Here is a 16,329-nt window from a genome sequence, read left to right as displayed (position 1 = left end):
GTTCGTGAAAGAATGCGCCCCTTTAGCGCAAAGCTGCTGCACTGCAAACGCTCGCTGGCGCCATGTCACCAATGTGCAGACTGAGGTCCCGATGAACATGGAAAACAGGGGGTGTTAGCCCTCGATTAACGAAAGGCCGATATCACGCCACCCCATACGACCCGGCAAATGGCAGGACAAAAGGGGCACCGAGGCCATGATCGCAGGAAAAAGCGACACGATTTCAATGGCTGAACGGCTGCAGGAGTTCGACCCCCAAGCGACATTGCCGGGGCGGGCGCGTCAGATCCTGGCTTATCTCGGAGACCGCATCGACGAATTGGGCGACACCGCCATGACGGTGTACCTCCACTGCATCGACCTTGCGGCGGTCGGCCCGGCGGAGCTGGAAGCCACACGGCAGGGCGCAAGAACCTTCCATCGAACACTGCTCAGCGATTTCGCCGGAGAAGAATGGACGGAGATGGCGCGGACCGGCGTCATGAAGATGCTGGCGCGCGATGTCTCCATCCGTACCCAGATCGTCATCATCAACCGCGTGGTCGACAAGGTCCGTGATATCCTGACGGAGCTTGTAGCCGATCGTGATGAGCGCTCGGAACTGCTGGCCGCCATGCGGTTCATCTCGCTGGTGCAAGCGGAAGTGTGCTGCGCCTTTTACGCCGACACGATCCGCGAGCAGGACCGGATCGAGCGCCAACGCCAGCGCGACAAATTCTCCGAATTGCTCAACACCCAAATCGATCTGGCCGCGCAACTGGGCGAGCGCCTGCGCGAACAGGCCCGCGAATCTTCGAACGCCACGCGCGGGATGCTCGATAAGGCTTCCGAAGTCGCCGCCGCTGCCGAACAATCGGCCATCGCTATGCGCGAAGCTGCGCACACCAGCTCCGGCCTGATCCGCGCCATCGAGGAAGCCCGCACCGAAGTGGACCAGGCGGCGGAAGTCGCCGCCCTGGCCTCCGAGCAGGCCGGCGAGGCCGTGAATGTCTCGACCGCGCTGAGCGATCACGCCCAGTCCATCGAATCGATCCTCGGCCTGATCCGCGATATTGCCGGGCAGACCAATCTCCTTGCCCTCAACGCGACCATCGAGGCCGCGCGCGCCGGCGATGCCGGACGCGGCTTTGCCGTCGTCGCGCAGGAAGTGAAGTCGCTTGCGAGCCAGACCGCCCACGCCACCGACGACATCGCGCAGAAGATCGCCGCCATCCAGAACGCCACGCGGCATACGGTCGAGACCAACGAACGCATCCGCGAAACCGTGCTCAACGTGCAGACCATGGGCATGCGCATCCGCACCGCGATGGACGCGCAATCGCAAACCGTAACGATGATTACCGCTGCCGTGGACGAGACGGCGCTTGCCGCCGACTCCATGTCATCGAACATTTCGGCGATCCGGCAGGATACGGAGATCGTCGCCTCGGAGATCGACGAGCTGGAAAGCGGCTTCACCGAAGTCCGCAACCTGCTCGGCGCCCTGCGCACGCGCTCGGCCAATTTCGTGGTCTCCATGGCACCGGCGACCGACGCCCAGGCAGAGCCGCAGCCGGCTTATCCGCCAATCCGACGCGCCGTCTGACAAATCCGCTCCGCGGGGGGCGACACGGTCCATTCTCTCTCCCCTTGCCGGCCAAATCGGCTAGAGAGAGGGTATGACAAAGCGTTCCTCCACCGCCAGCGTCACGCCCGCGATGCCCTGGCAGATGACCTTTTCCTGCACGCGCGCCGTCGCCGAGCGGTTCGAGCTTGAGGCCGAGCCGCTGTTCATCGACTGGCCCTCCCCGCCCGCGATTCTGGCCAGCGAGCCGGACGAAAGCCAGCCCGATGCCTGGCAGCTTGACATCATCTTCGAAACCAAGCCAACGCGCGCGACTGTCGACGCCATTGCGGTGCTGATGCCTGATGGCGCCGCCACCCCCTACACGCTCGCGCAATTGCCGGACACCGACTGGGTGACGCAGAGCCAGGCCGGTCTGGAGCCGATGACCGCCGGGCCTTTCCATGTCCGCCATGACAGGGCGGACAGTCCGCGCGCCGACCGCATCGATTTTCTCATCCCCGCCAGCCGCGCCTTCGGCACCGGCCAGCATGAGACGACACGCGGCTGCCTGCTGGCGCTGGCCGACCTCAAGGCGCGGGGTATGCGCTATGGCAATATTGCGGACATCGGCACCGGCACCGGCCTGCTTGCATTCGCCGCCAACCGTCTGTGGCCCCGCGCTCATGTGCTGGCCTCGGACATCGACCCTGTCGCGGTGGACGTTTCGGCCGAAAATGCCGATTTGAACGGTGTTCCGCTCGGGGTCGGCGCGGGGGCGCTGCGGTTGGTCGCCGCGCCGGGGGTCGAGCATCCGCTCATTCAAGGCCTTGCGCCTTATGATCTGCTCATCGCCAATATTCTCGCCGGGCCGTTGATCGAGTTGGCGCCAAGCCTCTCCGCACAGGTCGCCGAGGGCGGCACGCTGATGCTGGCGGGCCTGCTGGATAGTCAGGCCGGCCGCGTGCAGGCTGCCTATCGCGCGCAGGGCATGGTGCTGATCTGGCGGTTCGATCACGGCGATTGGCCCACGCTGGTGCTGCGCAAGCGCCATCGCTTCGGCTGGCGCCGCACGACGCGCTGGCGCACGGGCGATCATGGCGCCGCGCCCGGCTTCGGCAGCTGGTAAGACCGGCTGCGCATTGACAGGGCGCCCGCGCCGACCGACCATCCCCGCCTGACGCTGCGAGGGAGAGATTCGGCATGTGCGACAATGACATCCATCAGGGCCTGGTCGAGGATTGGAGCGTCACCCGGCGCATGTTCATGGCCACCGGTGCGGCCGTCGGTCTGGCCGGGGCGGCGACCGCGCAGGCCGTCGCCAACGTCACTGAGAAGAATGTGACCATCAAAACGCCCGACGGTTCTGCCGATGCCGCCCTCTTCCACCCCGCCGGCACAGGCCCCTGGCCCGCCGTGCTGATGTGGCCGGACATCATGGGCCTGCGCCCGGTGTTCCGCGAGATGGGCCGGCGTCTGGCAGCCGAGGGCTATGTGGTCCTCGTCCCCAATCCCTTCTACCGCAACGCCGTCGCGCCGGTGATCGACGGAACATTCGACTTCAGCAATCCGGAGTCGCGCAAGATCCTGTTCGGCTATCGCGCCGCCATGAGCGATGCCGCGGTCGATCATGACGCGGCGGCCTATCTCGGCTTCCTCGACGCGCAGCCGCAGGTTGACAAGGACCGCAAGGCCGGCGTGCAGGGCTATTGCATGGGCGGTCCGCTCTCCTTCCGCACCGCCGCCGTCGCTTCGGCGCGGATCGGCGCGGTCGGCAGCTTCCATGGCGGAGGCCTGACCACCGACCAGCCGAGCAGTCCGCATCTGCTCATCCCCAAGACCGATGCCGCCTATCTCGTCGCGGTGGCGCAGAATGACGATGCCAAGGAGCCGGAATCCAAGACGATCCTGCGCAAGGCGTTCGATGCGGCGGGCAAGACCGCCACGGTCGAGGTCTACCCCGCCGACCATGGCTGGTGCGTGCCCGGCAGCCAGGCCTATAACCATGACGCGGCGGAAAAGGCCTGGGCCGCGTTGCTTGCGATGTACCGCACAGCGCTGGCCTGACGCAGGGGCGCCCTAGCCGGCGCTCCGCACGATCTCAGCCCAGGCGGCCTCGTCGATCACCTCGATCCCGAGGTCGGCGGCTTTCTTGAGCTTGGAGCCGGCGCCCGGCCCCGCAACCACCAGATCGGTCGACGCGCTGACCGATCCGGCGGACCGGGCCCCCAGCGCCTCGGCCTGCGCCTTGGCTTCATCGCGGCTCATCGTCTCCAACTTGCCGGTGAAGACGATGGTCTTGCCCGAGACAGCGCTGGCCTTCACATCCACGACATAAGGCGGCGGCGAAACCTGCGAGAGCAGGTCGTCCCACGCCGCGACATTATGTTCCTCATGGAAGAAGTCGCCCAGCGCCTCGACAACGGCGCCACCGATGCCTTCGATCGCGGTGAGCGTAGCCTTCGCCTGTTGGACAGCGTCCCCGTTCGGGTCGAGCGAAGTCGAGACCCGTTCGCGCATCAGCATCTCAACCTCGCTCGATGCGAACGGAAGCCGGTCGGCATTGGCAAGCATCGACCACGCTTGCAGCACCGGCAGGGTCGCGAATGCCTTCATCAGATCGCGCGCTGTTACCGCGCCGACATGGCGAATGCCGAGGCCGAACAGCAGCCGCGCGGCATCGGGCGCGCGCCGGTCCTCGATGGCCTTGAGGAGATTGTCGACCGACTTCTCCTTCCAGCCCTCGCGGCCCAGCAGATGGGCGCGATGCTGCCTGAGCCGGAAAATGTCGGCCGGGCCATGCTCCAGCCAGCCGAGCGCGAAGAACTCGCGAATGGTCTTGTCGCCCAAGCCATCGATATCCATCGCGCCGCGACTGACGAAATGGTTGAGCCGCTCGATGCGCTGGGCCGGGCAGATGAGGCCCGCCGTGCAGCGCACATCGACCTCACCTTCCTCCGCGACCGCCTCGCTGCCGCATTCCGGGCAATGATCGGGGAAGACATAGGGCGCCCGCTCCGCATCCCGCGTCAGATTGTCCACGACCTGCGGGATCACATCGCCGGCGCGCTGGACGAGAATCCGGTCGCCGGGCCGCACGCCCAGCCGCGCGATCTCGTCGCGATTGTGCAGCGTGACGTTCTGGACCACCACCCCGCCGACCGTCACCGGCTTGAGCCGCCCCACCGGCGTCAGCTTACCGGTGCGGCCGACCTGAATGTCGATGGCTTCCAACGTCGTCTCGGCCTGTTCGGCAGGGAATTTATGCGCAATCGCCCAGCGCGGCGCCTTGGCGACGAAGCCGAGCCGCGCCTGCCAGTCCAGCCGGTCCACCTTGTAGACCACGCCGTCAATATCGTAATTCAGGTCCGCGCGCTGTTGCTGGATGGCGCGATAATGCGCCAGCATCGCCGCGCTGCCATCGCACAGCACCAGATGTCGCGACACTGGAATGCCCCAACCTTCCAGCGCTTTCATAACGCCATATTGCGTATCCGCAGGCAGGCCATCATCGCTGACCACGCCCCAGCCATGGGCAAGAAATCGCAGCGGACGGCTGGCGGTGACGCTCGCATCCTTCTGGCGCAGCGATCCGGCGGCGGCATTGCGCGGATTGGCGAATTGGCGGACGCCCTCGGGATCAAATGCCTCGCCCCGCTCCTCGGCCGTCGCGCGGGCCTCGTCCATCAGCCGCGCATTGAGGGCGGTGAAGGAGGACTTCTCCATATAGACCTCGCCGCGCACCTCCAGGATGGCCGGCGCGTCGACGGGCAGGATCTGGGGAATATCGCCGATATGCGCAACATTGGGCGTGACATCCTCGCCCACCTCGCCATCGCCGCGCGTCGCCGCACGGACGAGCTTGCGGTCCTCATAGCGGATGGAGAGCGACAGGCCGTCGATCTTGTCCTCCGCCGTCATCATGACCGGCTCGTATTCACCAAGCGCCAGATACCGCCGCACGCGCGCAACGAATTCCGCCACGTCCTCGTCCGCAAAGGCATTGTCGAGGCTCATCATGCGCTTCTCGTGCCGCACCTTGGCGAGCGCAGACGTCGCCACCGAAGCGCCCACCTGCCGATTGGGGCTGTCCGCACGGATCAGATGCGGGAAAGCTGCCTCCAGCGCATTATTCTCGCGCACCAGCGCGTCGAAAGCGGCATCGCTGATCTCGGGCGCGTCATTGGCGTGATAGAGCGCGTTGTGCTTCGCGATTTCCTTCGCGAGCCGCATGAGGCGGTTCGCGGCCTCAGCTTCGGTGAGTGTGTGGGGGTCGGTCATGCGCTTTTCCTCCCCTCCTCTTCAGAGGAGGGGCCGGGGGTGGTGCCTGCCTGCCATCGATCCGGGAGCATATCGAGCTTCGCGCGCAGGTGGGCCAAAACGCCATCCATGTTTGTCATCACATCGCTGTTACTGAAGCGCAGGGTGGAGAAACCCTGGTTCACTCTCATTTGTTGGTCTCTTGCCGCGTCTAGCTCAGGCAGATGGGTCTGGCCGTCGACCTCCACCACCAAGCCTTTTTGCGGACAGAAGAAATCGACAATCCGGCCGTCAATCGTCGCTTGCCTGCGGAACTTGTGGCCGAGTTGTGAGGCGCGCAGATGCTGCCAGAGGCGGCGCTCCGGCTCGGTTGGCTCGCGGCGCATCCGGGAAGCCCGCGCGAGCATGGTGGGGCGATCGGGGTTCATGGGCGTTCACCACCCCCGGCCCCTCCTCTAAAGAGGAGGGGGGCAAGCTGCGGCGTGACGCCAGCCTGTAGGCTGACCAGGTGCAGATTGTCAGCGCGACGCAATCTCCCCTCCTCTTCCGAGGAGGGGTCGGGGGTGGTGCTGGACGGCGACACCATCCTCACACCCCCTCCAGCAGCCGCTCGGCCTGTGCACGCGCTTCGTTGGTGATCTCGGCGCCGGAGAGCATGCGCGCGATTTCCTCGCGGCGTTCGGCGTCGTCGAGCGGATGGACCCCGGTGCGGGTGATGGTGCCTTGCGAGGATTTGGCGATGAGCAGATGCGCTGCGCCGCGTGCGGCCACCTGCGGGGAGTGAGTAACGACGATCACCTGCCCGCCACCGGAGAGCCGCGCCAGCCGCTCGCCGATCGCGCCGGCCACGGCCCCGCCGACGCCCCGGTCGATCTCGTCGAAGATCATCGTGCCCGCGCTGCCCTGCGCGGCGAGTGCAACCTTGAGGGACAGGATGAAGCGCGACAATTCGCCGCCCGAGGCGATCTTGGTCAGCGGCGCGAAGGGCGCGCCGGGGTTGGTGGAGATCATGAACTCGACCCGATCCTTGCCGGACGCGCGCCATTGCCCTTCTGGCAGCGGCTCGACATCGGTGCGGAAGCGCGCGGCATCCAGCTTGAGCGGGGCCAGTTCGCCGGCGACCGCCGCGTCCAGTCGGGCAGCGGCCTCCCGGCGGCCATCGCTGAGCGCCTGCGCCGCGGCTTCATATGCTTGCCGCGCGGCCGCGACGTCCCGTTCAAGATCGGCCAACCCCGCCTCGCCCGCATCGATCCGCGCGAGCTGATCGCTCATCCGCGCCGCCAGATCGGCCAAATCGTCGGCCGCGACCTGATGCTTGCGCGCCAAGGCCCGCAGATCGAACAGGCGGGTCTCGATCGCGTCGAGCCGCGTGGGATCGACGGACAGCGCCTCGCCAGCCCGCGCGAGATGCTCCTCCGCTTCGCTGGCCTCGATCACGGCGCGATCGAAGGCAGCCAGCGCCTGCGTGAGCAACTCATGCTCCTCGCCGATCCGATCCAGCCGCCGCGCTGCCTGCCGCAGCTTGGCCAGCGCACCGTCCGATCCGCCGAGCAAATCGTCGAGCGCGGCCATGTCCTCGGTGAGGCGCGCACCTTTCTGCATGTCGGCGCGTTCGGTGGCGAGCGTCTCCTCTTCTCCCGGTTCGGGCGCGAAGGCTGTCAGTTCGGCCACAGCATGGGCGAGATAATCGCGTTCACGAGCGGCGCTCTCCAGCGTCTCGCGGGCCTCGGTGAGCCGCGCCTGCGCAGCCTGCCAGACGCCGTGTGCGGTGCGTACCGCTCCGGCATCCAGACCGCCAAAGGCATCGAGCAGGTCCATATGCCCGCGCGGATTGATGAGGCCACGCTCATCATGCTGGCCGTGAATCTCGACAAGATAGGCGCCGACATCGCGCAGCAGCGCCGCCGAGCAGGGCTGATCGTTGATGAAGGCGCGGCTGCCGCCATCGGCCTTGAGCGTGCGGCGGATCAGCAGCGGCTCGCCCGGTTCCTGAGCAACGTCGCTTTCGGCCAGCAGGATGGCCAGGGCCGAACCGGGCGCCGGCGGATCGAATGTCGCGGTCACGCTGGCCTGATCGGCACCGGCGCGCACGAGGCCGCTATCGGCCCGCATCCCCAGCGCCAAGCCCAGCGCATCGAGCAGGATCGACTTGCCCGCGCCGGTTTCGCCGGTGAGCACGGTCAGCCCTCGCTCGAACACGAGATCGAGCGCCTCGATGAGCACGATGTTACGGATCGAGAGGCCGGTCAGCATATGCGGTGCAGAGCTAATCCATTGCCCTCATGCTGTCACCCGCCTTCGCCAGCGCAACGCGCCGGAAAGAGATCAGGCGCTCGGAGCGTGCTGAGTCATCAGGCGGTAGGAGCGCTGATACCAGTCCGAATCGGGATAGTTGGTCTGCAGCACCGCAGCGGCGCGCTTGGCTTCTTCCGGCATGCCGAGCGCCAGATAGCTCTCGACCAGACGGTGCAGCGCCTCTGCCGTGTGGCTGGTTTGCTGGTAATTGTCGACGACCTGCCGGAAGCGCATCGCGGCGGCGATCCACTCGCGGCGGCGCTGGTAGAAGCGGCCGACTTCCATTTCCTTGCCGGCGAGATGGTCGTTCACCAGATCGAGCTTGAGCCGGGCGTCCGACGCGTAGCGCGAATCGGGGTAGCGGCGGACCAGCTCGTTCAACGCATCGCGGGCCTGAAGCGTCAGCTTCTGGTCGCGCGTCACGTCGCTGATCTGCTCATAATAGCATAAGGCGATCAGATAATAGGCATAGGCCGCGTCGCGGTTGCCCGGATGGATCGAAAGGAAGCGCTGGGCCGACTGGATCGACTGGCGATAATTGCGCGCGGCATAATAGCTGAACGAGCTCATCAGCTGCGCGCGGCGGGCCCAGGGCGAATAAGGATGCTGGCGCTCCACCTCGTCGAACAGCACGGCGGCCTCGGCAAAGCGACCATTGTCGAGCCGCTGCTGGCCCGCCAGATACAGCGTGCTGACGTCGCGCGCGACATAGCGCGTATCAACGCGGTTCGAACTGCGCGCGCAGCCGGCCAGCAAGGCGAGTGAGATCAGGCTGGCGGCAATCAGCCGGCCACGACGCAGCGGTGTAACGGTCATGCGCAGCCTCTTAACCGAGCAACCGGACCGCGCCAAGCGAATGATGAGCGCTTTGCGCCACGGGCAGAAGACAGATGATGCATGGCGCGCGAAACAAGGACCGGCCCGTTGAACCGACGCTGAACGAGAGCGGCTGAATGGGCGCCGGCAATCTCTCCCCATACGGGTGCACCGCCCGCAAACCGCGCCGCCGCTCTCTGTGTGGGAGGTGGGAAGCGACGACGCGGCCTGCACCTTGCGGAGCAGAAAACGGTCGACGCCCGACCCGAACCGGGGAATGCGCACGCCAGCGTGGGGGATGGCGGCACACGGTTCAGGCCGGTCGTCGACCTGCGAAGCTGTCAGACGTCCGGGTGGTCGCTGACATAACTCCGCATCCTCGCGGACCCGAGGGGCGTTAGCCCGACCGTCCGCCGCTCGGGTTCTTCACCCGCAACGACAGCCAGCCCCGCTTGGACCAGTTTGTCGATCACTGCAGCGGCCTCAGCCGGGCTGAGCATGTTGCCCACGGCCAGGGCCGTGTCGCTCACCGGACTGGACTGCAGTTCACCAACGAAAAGAGAGAGCATCACGTCCATGGCGCGATCGGCCATGACGGGCGTGTAGAAATGCTTGCTGCGCAGACGGCCGAGCATATGCATGCGGCCGGCCTTGGCCCGCAGAACGCTCGAGGCTTCCGCGGAGCGAGGATCAGCCGGCGCGTCCGGCCGGGCTGCGGCGTCGCGTTGCACGATATTGGGCACGTCAAAAAACTTTCGATTCGGCATCGGACTACCCTCGCCGCGCGGGAAACACCCCGCGCGCGAAAGATGCGCCGCCGCTGTGAGAAGAGGCGGCGGATAGACCACCGTCTCTGCCGGCGCATGTCCCGTAACCACCAGACAGGGGGCGCCTATCGTCACCAGCCGCGCTCACTGACCGGGAGGACCGGGCCGAGCGGCGGGAATAAGACCCGTGAGGTGGTCGGGTTGACCGCTCATTGCCCAATACCGCGATGGTCGCCGAGATAACTGCGCATTCGCGCCGATCCCATCGGGGTCAGGGTGATCCCATCGTCTTCCCCGACCGCAGGCCCGCCCGCTCCCGCCGACCCGGCGCGGACCAGACCTGCCTTGATCAACGCTGCAACCACCTCGTCTTGCGGATCGCTGCGCAGATCCTGCGCGCCGTTCAACGATGCCCGGGAGACCGTCCGCCCCTCGCTCTGGGCAAGGAACAGCGTCAGCATGGCCGCCATGGCGTCATCGGCCATCACCGGCTCTGGAAAGAGGGCACTGCGCTGGCCCATAAGGGCCTGCAAACGCCGCGCCCGCTCGATCACCGGGTCATCCGGCAGACAAGCGCGCGCATCGTCGTCCACGCCCGGTGGGCGCGGCTTATTGGCTGTATCGAACATCACGATCCGTCCCTGGGATATTCGCGGGGTTCACACTGAACCCGTGTCTCCTCGCCTATCCCTGCCTCAACATCATTCTCAAACGCGTGGCAGTCAGCGGCGGCCCGTCATGTCTTGAAGTCGATTGTCATCTGGTGCGACCCTGCAATTTTAGAAGCCTTTTTGGCTTTCTAAGGCAACATTATGTTATGCGAGCTTCACTTTGTGCGCCGTGATCACGGGAAGTCAACCGCTAAAGGACGGGTCGATGGAGCGATGCGATGGGGGCCCACCTCATCTGTCCCGTTTTGATTCGTTCCTGCCGGAATCAGCACCAAAACGGCACGCTTCGAGGATGTTGGACAGCGCCGGCAGCATCGCCGCGCGAAAGGCATAGCTACGGCGGCCTGTCTCGATCGCCGATCCGGCGAGGCCTTTTTCGCTGAGCGCAGCCCGCAGCGTTGAGATGTGAACCTTGATCGCCGCACGCGACATCGCACCGCGATCCAGGAGCAACGCAAGTTCATCGAGCGGGATCAGCCGGTCAGGCTCGGCAATCAGGCGCAGGAGCAGGCGCGCACAGATATGGCCCCGCAGTGCCAGGGCCGCATTCAGATGGGCAACTGCCATCGGCTCGTTCGCGTGACTGAGCAGCCCAACCGGCAACGCACCGTCGGCAAGGGGCCTCGCACCGGCCCCTTCCGCAACCTCCTGCTCCATCTCAAGCAGATGGCGCGCGGCCTCGATGCGGTCTGCAGCTTCCTGAATCAGCCGGGCCGCACGATGACGGCGCGCCTGGCCGGATCGATCTGGCTCCGTCACCCCGCCCCTCCACGGTCAACGGGGACACGTCATTGGGCGGCTTGCAATGGCGCGGTGCGGCACCGGTCTTATGCCCTGCAAGGTGCCGGAGCGTGGCATGGGTTCCTTCCTGTCGATCGAGCAGGAGACGCTAACCCAGTCCGCCCCCGGCATTTAGTAAATTGCCTCCATTTCGGAGGCGAAAAGGCGCGACGAGGTTAGCACTGTCGCCGCATGCGCTCGTTAACTCAGCCGGCTTGTCCCTTTCGCCCTTTGGCTCCGCCACCAAGTGCCGATACGAGCGCGGCAAAGCATATTGCCGCCTAGATCAAGACAGCACGCCGCGCGCTACCGAGAGAGAGACGGGATGGGATGGAGAGGTGAGCCTTGCAATCTGAACAGCTTTTGAGCCTGCGCAATGTCCGCACGGTGCGCATCGGTGCCGGTCTTCTGCCGGCCTGCGCAACCGATGTCGTCGCGTCCGGCGCCGCAAGCGCGCTGATCGTCTCCGGCAGCCCTCTGCGTGCACTCAGCGAAGCACTCGCCTCCGAACTCACCAAAGCCGGCTGCGCCGCCACGATTTTCGACGCCATCGCCGGCGAGCCGACCTTCGCTGATTTCGAGGCTGCCATGGCGACGGCGCGCGAGAGCCAAGCCGGCTTCATCATCGGACTGGGCGGCGGCAGTGCGATGGATGTCGCCAAGCTGGTCGCCGCGCTGATGGATGGCGCGCAGGGCATCGATGACGTCATCGGCACAGGCCTTTTCCAAGGTCGCGCCATTCCGCTCGCCTGCATCCCGACCACCGCCGGCACAGGCAGCGAAGTCACGCCCATCGCCATTCTGGAAGACGTGGCGGCGGAACTGAAGAAGGGCGTAGTCAGCGATCATCTCGTGCCGGATTTCGCTTATCTGGATGCTGAACTCACCGTCTCCATGCCCCGCGCCGTCACCGCCGCGACCGGGCTGGATGCGCTGACGCATTGCATCGAGGCCTATGCCAACCGCTTTGCCCACCCCGTTGTGGATGCCTGGGCGCTCGAAGGCATCCGCCTGATCGCCGGCCATCTCGAACGGGCCTGCATGGACGGCACCGATCTGGAGGCGCGCGATGCTATGCTCCGCGCCGCGCATCTTGGCGGCATGTGCCTTGGCCCGGTCAACACCGCGGCGGTCCACGCTTTGGCCTATCCGCTCGGCGGCGAATTCCACATTCCCCACGGCGTCGCCAACTCGCTGCTGCTGCCCCACGTGCTGCGCTTCACCCTGCCTGCCGCCCCCGCTCGCTATGCTGAGGTCGCTGCCGCCCTAGGCGTGGCGCGGACCGGCAATGACGAGGCTGACGCGCTGACCGGCATCGCGCAGATCGAGCACCTTTCCGCTGCCATCGGCATCGAGCGGCACTTGTCCGCCTTCGGCATCGGCGCCAACGCGGTGCCCAAAATGGCTGCCGCCGCCATGACCGTGCAACGACTGCTCATCAGAAATCCGCGCGAGGTCACCGAATCCGATGCGCGCGCCATCTACGAAGCTGCGCTATAGGACCGACACCCAATGAAAGCCGACCTCTTCTCCTGGTATCGCGGCGCGGACCGCAAAACCCGCCGCGTGTTCTGGACGTGCAGCGCCGGCTGGGCGATGGATAGCGCGGATGGGCTGGTCTATCAGTATCTCATCCCGCTGCTCATCGTTGGTCTTGGCATCTCGCTGACCGAGGCCGGAACCATCGCCAGCGCCAATTATTTCGCGGCGGCGATTGGCGGCTGGATCGGCGGCTGGTTGTGCGACCGCTATGGCCGCGCCCGCATTCTGCAACTCACCATCCTGTGGTTCTCCTTCTTCTCCTTCGCCTCGGGCTTTGCACAGAATTTCGAGCAACTGCTCATCCTGCGCGTGTTGCAGGGTATCGGCTTCGGCGCGGAATGGGCAGTCGGCGCGGTGCTGCTCGGCGAGATCGTTTCGCCCAAGCATCGCGGCAAGGCGCTGGGCACGCTGCACAGCGGCGCAGCAGTCGGCTCAGGCCTCGCAGCCTTGATCGCCGGACCGTTCGCCTCCGCCTTCGATCCCGAGATCGGCTGGCGCCTCGCCTTCTTCGTCGGCATCATTCCGGCCGCCTTGATCTTCTTCATCCGGCGTGGGTCCGACGATTCCGATCTGTTCAAGCAGGCTCAGCAGCGTGCGCAGGAGACCGGACAGCGCACCAGCCTCACCAGCATCTTCCGGCCCAAGGTTGTCCGCATCACCATTTTGGCATCGCTGCTGGCCGTCGGCGCGCAGGGCGCGGGCTATGCGGTGAGCAGCTACCTGACGGTGTTCCTCGCCAATGAGCGCGGCATCGGTATCGCGATGGCCGGCCTCTGCGTGATGTTCAACAGCGTCGGCGGCTTCTTCGGCTTTCTGTTCAACGCCGCGATCAGCGATTTTGTCGGGCGCCGCAATGCCTTCCGGCTGTTCGGCCTCGGCTTCGTGATCTCCGCCGCTATCTATCTGTTCGGGCCATGGGGCGGGAATATCTGGTTCCTCGTGCCGTTCGGCATCGTCTACGGCTTCTTCCAGTTCGGCATCTACGCAAGCTTCGGCCCCTATTTCACCGAACTGTTCCCGACCGAACTGCGCGGCACCGGCCAGGCCTTTGCTTATAATTTCGGCCGGGCGGCGAGCGCTCTCTTCATCATGACCGTGCCCTTGGTGGCCGCCATCATCCCGCTGGGCGCGGCGATGGCCATCGTGGGCATGGGCGGCATCCTGTGCGCGCTCGTCGCAACGCTGATGCTGCCCGAGACCGCCGGCCGCGCGCTGCAGTCGCTGGATGATTTCGGTCGGGACGAAGCTCCCCAACCCATTGAGGCAAAGGCAACTGCTCCATGAGCCAGCCCCCAATTGCGATCGTCATCGGCGGCAGCCGCGGCATCGGCGCCGCCATCGTCCAGCTGCTCGCGGCGTCCGGCTACCATGTCGTGTTCAGCTACGCGCGTGACGCAGCGGCGGCGCAGACCGTCGCAGCGAGCGTCACCACTGCCGGCGGTCAGGCCCACGCGGTGCAGGCAGACAGCGCGCGGGAGGCCGATCTGATTGCCCTGTTCGACGAAGCGCAGGCGCTGGGGCCGATCGGCGCGCTCGTCTATTCCGCCGGGATCACCGGCCAGGCCTCTCCCCTGGCGGAGGTCTCGGCGGAAACCCTCGAGCGCGTCATGGCGGTCAATCTCACCGGCGCGATGTTGGCCGCGCGTGAAGCCGTGCGGCGCATGGCCCTCTCGCGCGGCGGCGCGGGCGGCGGCATCGTCTTCATTTCGTCGCGGGCGACCGCTTATGGCTCGGCCGGGGAATATGTCTGGTATGCGGCATCCAAGGGCGGGCTCGACAGCCTGATGACCGGACTGGCGCGGGAAGTCGGCGGCGACGGCATTCGCGTCAACTGCGTCTCCCCCGGCCCGGTCGCTACCGAAATGCTGAGCGCCGAGCGGCTGGCCGCCGGCGCTGCCCGCGTGCCGATGCAGCGCGCTGCACAGGCGGATGAGATCGCGCAGGCGGTCCGCTATCTGCTCTCGTCCGAGGCCTCTTTTGTGAATGGCGCGAACCTCGCCGTCTCCGGCGGCGTGTGACTATGGGAAACTTGCAAAGCGCCTTGAAATGGTTGACCCTGAAGGAAAGCGGCCGGGACGCCTCGATAGAAGGACAGAGGGCACGCGGAGAGGATAAACATGGAATCCTACAGCACTGAAGCCTTCCCCATATCGACGCGCGCGGCGGCATGGACAAAGCTCTATTCGCAGCAGCTCAATCGCGTGAACTTCACGCCCGCGGATCGGCACGAGTTTGCCGCGCGCCTCAGCCTCAGCCATTTCGGGCCGATCCAGCTCGCCAGCATCGCGGCCAACCGCAGCCATATAGAGCGGACGCGCAACCACATCCGCCCCGGCGCGCCGCGTCTCTATTCTTTCCTCATGCAGGCGCGCGGCAACAGCGTGCTCGACCATTGCGGGCATCAGGCCCAGCTCGATCAGGGCGATTTCGTGCTGTGCGACAGCGCGGCACCGCACAGCTTCACGCTCGGCGACAATTCGATGATCATCATGCTGCGCGTGGATGCCGGCCTCATCAAGAAGCACCTGCCCACGCCCGAGCGCTTCTGCGGCCTCAAGCTCGATCATGAGGTGGGGCTGACCGCGGTCATGTCCGCCATGCTCGAAAATCTGAACACGCAGGTGCAGAGCGGCTTCCATTCCGATCATGATGGCCGTTTCGCCCGCCATGTGCTTGAAATGCTCTCCACCGCCTATGCGATGGGCTTTGACGAGCAGCCGGAAGGCTCGGCGGTGATGCTCGGCCGGCAGAGCGAAGTCATTCGCTACATCGAGGACAATCTGCGCGACCCGGAACTGACGCCCGCACGCGTCGCCGAGGGGCTGCGCATCTCGCCGCGCTACCTGCGCACGCTCTTCGCCTCGCGCGGGGAGAAGGCGTCGAGCTACATCGTGCGGCGGCGGCTGGAGGAGTGCGGCAAGCAGCTGCGCAATCCGGCCTGGGCCGGCCATACGCTGACCGAGATCGCCTTCGCCTGGGGGTTCAACAGCGCGGCGCATTTCACCCGCACCTTCCACGAGCATTTCGGCATGGCGCCGCGCGATTACCGGCGGGCGGGCTCGAACTGACGAGCCGACCGGCGCCTTCCTGAGCAAGTCATCCTGCCCGCCCGGGCAAGCGGCGGCGCAACCTCTATGTCAGCCCGGTCTCCACGCCGACAGGCGAGACATGGAGGACGGAAGACGCAATGGTTGCCAGGGAAGTGCTTGATCTGAACCAGATATTGTCGCTGCAGCTGACCGAATATTGGCACGAGATCGATACCAACAAGGGGCGCAAGGCCTCGGATTATTATACCGAGGATGCCGTCTTCCACGGCCAGTTCGCCTCCTATAACGGCCGCGCGAAGATCCAGCAATTCTATGACTGGCGCGCCGAACGCGGCGAGCGGCTCGCGGTCCATGCCTTCACCAACTTCCGGGCATGGTTCACCGGGCCGGACAGCGCGGAAGCGACCAATTACCTGTTCCTCTATGCCGCCGATGGCGTGCGTCCCCTCCCCACCCATCCGCCGGTGACGATCTCGCTGGCGACCGACCGTTATGTTCGCGGCGCCGGCGGGCGCTGGCTGTGCACCTATCGCCGGTTCGAGCATTTGTTCGAGAGTGATACTCCGATCACAAATCCGAACCTGGACGATCAAGAAGCAAGGTGA

15 protein-coding genes are annotated in these 16,329 nt (G+C 65.8%); 8 read left to right on the top strand and 7 right to left on the bottom strand.

The features are described 5' to 3' along the window. Nucleotides 1-226: 226 nt before the first annotated feature. The 3 genes from M2331_RS03660 (at nucleotide 227) to M2331_RS03650 (ending at nucleotide 3,610) form a co-directional block, all read left to right on the top strand. Nucleotides 227-1,585, top strand: coding sequence for a methyl-accepting chemotaxis protein (locus M2331_RS03660; RefSeq protein WP_264576289.1), 1,359 nt, complete (start codon nucleotides 227-229; stop codon nucleotides 1,583-1,585). A 73-nt stretch (nucleotides 1,586-1,658) separates the two neighbouring features. Continuing rightward, complete coding sequence (locus tag M2331_RS03655; RefSeq protein WP_181559021.1) at nucleotides 1,659-2,672, top strand: 50S ribosomal protein L11 methyltransferase; 1,014 nt, start codon at nucleotides 1,659-1,661, stop codon at nucleotides 2,670-2,672. Between the two features lie 74 nt (nucleotides 2,673-2,746). Then, a complete protein-coding gene (locus tag M2331_RS03650; RefSeq protein ID WP_181559020.1) occupies nucleotides 2,747-3,610 on the top strand; it encodes a dienelactone hydrolase family protein in 864 nt (287 codons plus the stop codon). Between the two features lie 12 nt (nucleotides 3,611-3,622). Here M2331_RS03650 and ligA read toward each other — a convergent pair whose 3' ends face one another. From ligA to M2331_RS03615, 7 genes are all read right to left on the bottom strand, one after another. Continuing rightward, on the bottom strand, nucleotides 3,623-5,824 hold the full coding sequence (gene ligA / locus M2331_RS03645; RefSeq protein WP_181559019.1) for an NAD-dependent DNA ligase LigA: 2,202 nt from the start codon (nucleotides 5,822-5,824) through the stop codon (nucleotides 3,623-3,625). Beyond that, nucleotides 5,821-6,231 (bottom strand): endonuclease domain-containing protein, encoded by a 411-nt coding sequence (locus M2331_RS03640; RefSeq protein ID WP_264592279.1) that lies wholly within the window; start codon nucleotides 6,229-6,231, stop codon nucleotides 5,821-5,823. The genes ligA and M2331_RS03640 overlap by 4 nt, the downstream gene beginning before the upstream one ends. Nucleotides 6,232-6,391: 160 nt before the next feature. Next, nucleotides 6,392-8,056, bottom strand: coding sequence for a DNA repair protein RecN (gene recN, locus M2331_RS03635; RefSeq protein WP_181559018.1), 1,665 nt, complete (start codon nucleotides 8,054-8,056; stop codon nucleotides 6,392-6,394). 72 nt (nucleotides 8,057-8,128) lie between these two features. Further along, a complete protein-coding gene (locus M2331_RS03630) occupies nucleotides 8,129-8,914 on the bottom strand; it encodes an outer membrane protein assembly factor BamD (protein WP_181559017.1) in 786 nt (261 codons plus the stop codon). 341 nt (nucleotides 8,915-9,255) lie between these two features. Next, the gene (locus M2331_RS03625; RefSeq protein WP_181561347.1) at nucleotides 9,256-9,555 is read right to left on the bottom strand and encodes a hypothetical protein; all 300 of its coding nucleotides are present in this window, start codon (nucleotides 9,553-9,555) and stop codon (nucleotides 9,256-9,258) included. 335 nt (nucleotides 9,556-9,890) lie between these two features. Continuing rightward, on the bottom strand, nucleotides 9,891-10,310 hold the full coding sequence (locus tag M2331_RS03620) for a hypothetical protein (RefSeq protein ID WP_181559016.1): 420 nt from the start codon (nucleotides 10,308-10,310) through the stop codon (nucleotides 9,891-9,893). Between the two features lie 273 nt (nucleotides 10,311-10,583). Further along, entirely contained in the window at nucleotides 10,584-11,111 is a 528-nt protein-coding gene (locus M2331_RS03615; protein ID WP_181559015.1) for a helix-turn-helix domain-containing protein, read from the bottom strand. A 366-nt stretch (nucleotides 11,112-11,477) separates the two neighbouring features. Between M2331_RS03615 and M2331_RS03610 the strand changes: the two genes are divergently transcribed. The 5 genes from M2331_RS03610 (at nucleotide 11,478) to M2331_RS03590 (ending at nucleotide 16,329) form a co-directional block, all read left to right on the top strand. Beyond that, complete coding sequence (locus M2331_RS03610; protein ID WP_181559014.1) at nucleotides 11,478-12,632, top strand: iron-containing alcohol dehydrogenase; 1,155 nt, start codon at nucleotides 11,478-11,480, stop codon at nucleotides 12,630-12,632. A gap of 12 nt (nucleotides 12,633-12,644) precedes the next feature. Next, the gene (locus M2331_RS03605) at nucleotides 12,645-13,958 is read left to right on the top strand and encodes an MFS transporter (RefSeq protein WP_181559013.1); all 1,314 of its coding nucleotides are present in this window, start codon (nucleotides 12,645-12,647) and stop codon (nucleotides 13,956-13,958) included. Next, entirely contained in the window at nucleotides 13,955-14,692 is a 738-nt protein-coding gene (locus tag M2331_RS03600) for an SDR family NAD(P)-dependent oxidoreductase (RefSeq protein WP_181559012.1), read from the top strand. The genes M2331_RS03605 and M2331_RS03600 overlap by 4 nt, the downstream gene beginning before the upstream one ends. A 99-nt stretch (nucleotides 14,693-14,791) precedes the next feature. Continuing rightward, entirely contained in the window at nucleotides 14,792-15,742 is a 951-nt protein-coding gene (locus tag M2331_RS03595) for a helix-turn-helix domain-containing protein (RefSeq protein ID WP_181559011.1), read from the top strand. A 119-nt stretch (nucleotides 15,743-15,861) separates the two neighbouring features. Next, on the top strand, nucleotides 15,862-16,329 hold the full coding sequence (locus M2331_RS03590) for a nuclear transport factor 2 family protein (RefSeq protein ID WP_181559010.1): 468 nt from the start codon (nucleotides 15,862-15,864) through the stop codon (nucleotides 16,327-16,329).

The sequence above is a fragment of the Sphingobium sp. B10D7B genome, assembly GCF_025961955.1.
Classification (GTDB): domain Bacteria; phylum Pseudomonadota; class Alphaproteobacteria; order Sphingomonadales; family Sphingomonadaceae; genus Sphingobium.
Note: the sequence above shows the minus strand (reverse complement) of the source record. Positions and strands in the feature narration are given on the sequence as shown.

Excerpts from the sequence above, each read along its gene's own strand:
- M2331_RS03605 (WP_181559013.1), top strand. The coding sequence starts at position 12,645 with ATGAAAGCCGACCTCTTCTCCTGGTATCGCGGCGCGGACCGCAAAACC.
- M2331_RS03655 (WP_181559021.1), top strand. The coding sequence starts at position 1,659 with ATGACAAAGCGTTCCTCCACCGCCAGCGTCACGCCCGCGATGCCCTGG.
- M2331_RS03630 (WP_181559017.1), bottom strand. The coding sequence starts at position 8,914 with ATGACCGTTACACCGCTGCGTCGTGGCCGGCTGATTGCCGCCAGCCTG.
- M2331_RS03620 (WP_181559016.1), bottom strand. The coding sequence starts at position 10,310 with ATGTTCGATACAGCCAATAAGCCGCGCCCACCGGGCGTGGACGACGAT.
- M2331_RS03650 (WP_181559020.1), top strand. The coding sequence starts at position 2,747 with ATGTGCGACAATGACATCCATCAGGGCCTGGTCGAGGATTGGAGCGTC.
- M2331_RS03600 (WP_181559012.1), top strand. The coding sequence starts at position 13,955 with ATGAGCCAGCCCCCAATTGCGATCGTCATCGGCGGCAGCCGCGGCATC.
- M2331_RS03590 (WP_181559010.1), top strand. The coding sequence starts at position 15,862 with ATGGTTGCCAGGGAAGTGCTTGATCTGAACCAGATATTGTCGCTGCAG.
- ligA (WP_181559019.1), bottom strand. The coding sequence starts at position 5,824 with ATGACCGACCCCCACACACTCACCGAAGCTGAGGCCGCGAACCGCCTC.
- M2331_RS03640 (WP_264592279.1), bottom strand. The coding sequence starts at position 6,231 with ATGAACCCCGATCGCCCCACCATGCTCGCGCGGGCTTCCCGGATGCGC.
- M2331_RS03595 (WP_181559011.1), top strand. The coding sequence starts at position 14,792 with ATGGAATCCTACAGCACTGAAGCCTTCCCCATATCGACGCGCGCGGCG.
- M2331_RS03660 (WP_264576289.1), top strand. The coding sequence starts at position 227 with ATGGCTGAACGGCTGCAGGAGTTCGACCCCCAAGCGACATTGCCGGGG.
- recN (WP_181559018.1), bottom strand. The coding sequence starts at position 8,056 with ATGCTGACCGGCCTCTCGATCCGTAACATCGTGCTCATCGAGGCGCTC.
- M2331_RS03625 (WP_181561347.1), bottom strand. The coding sequence starts at position 9,555 with ATGCATATGCTCGGCCGTCTGCGCAGCAAGCATTTCTACACGCCCGTC.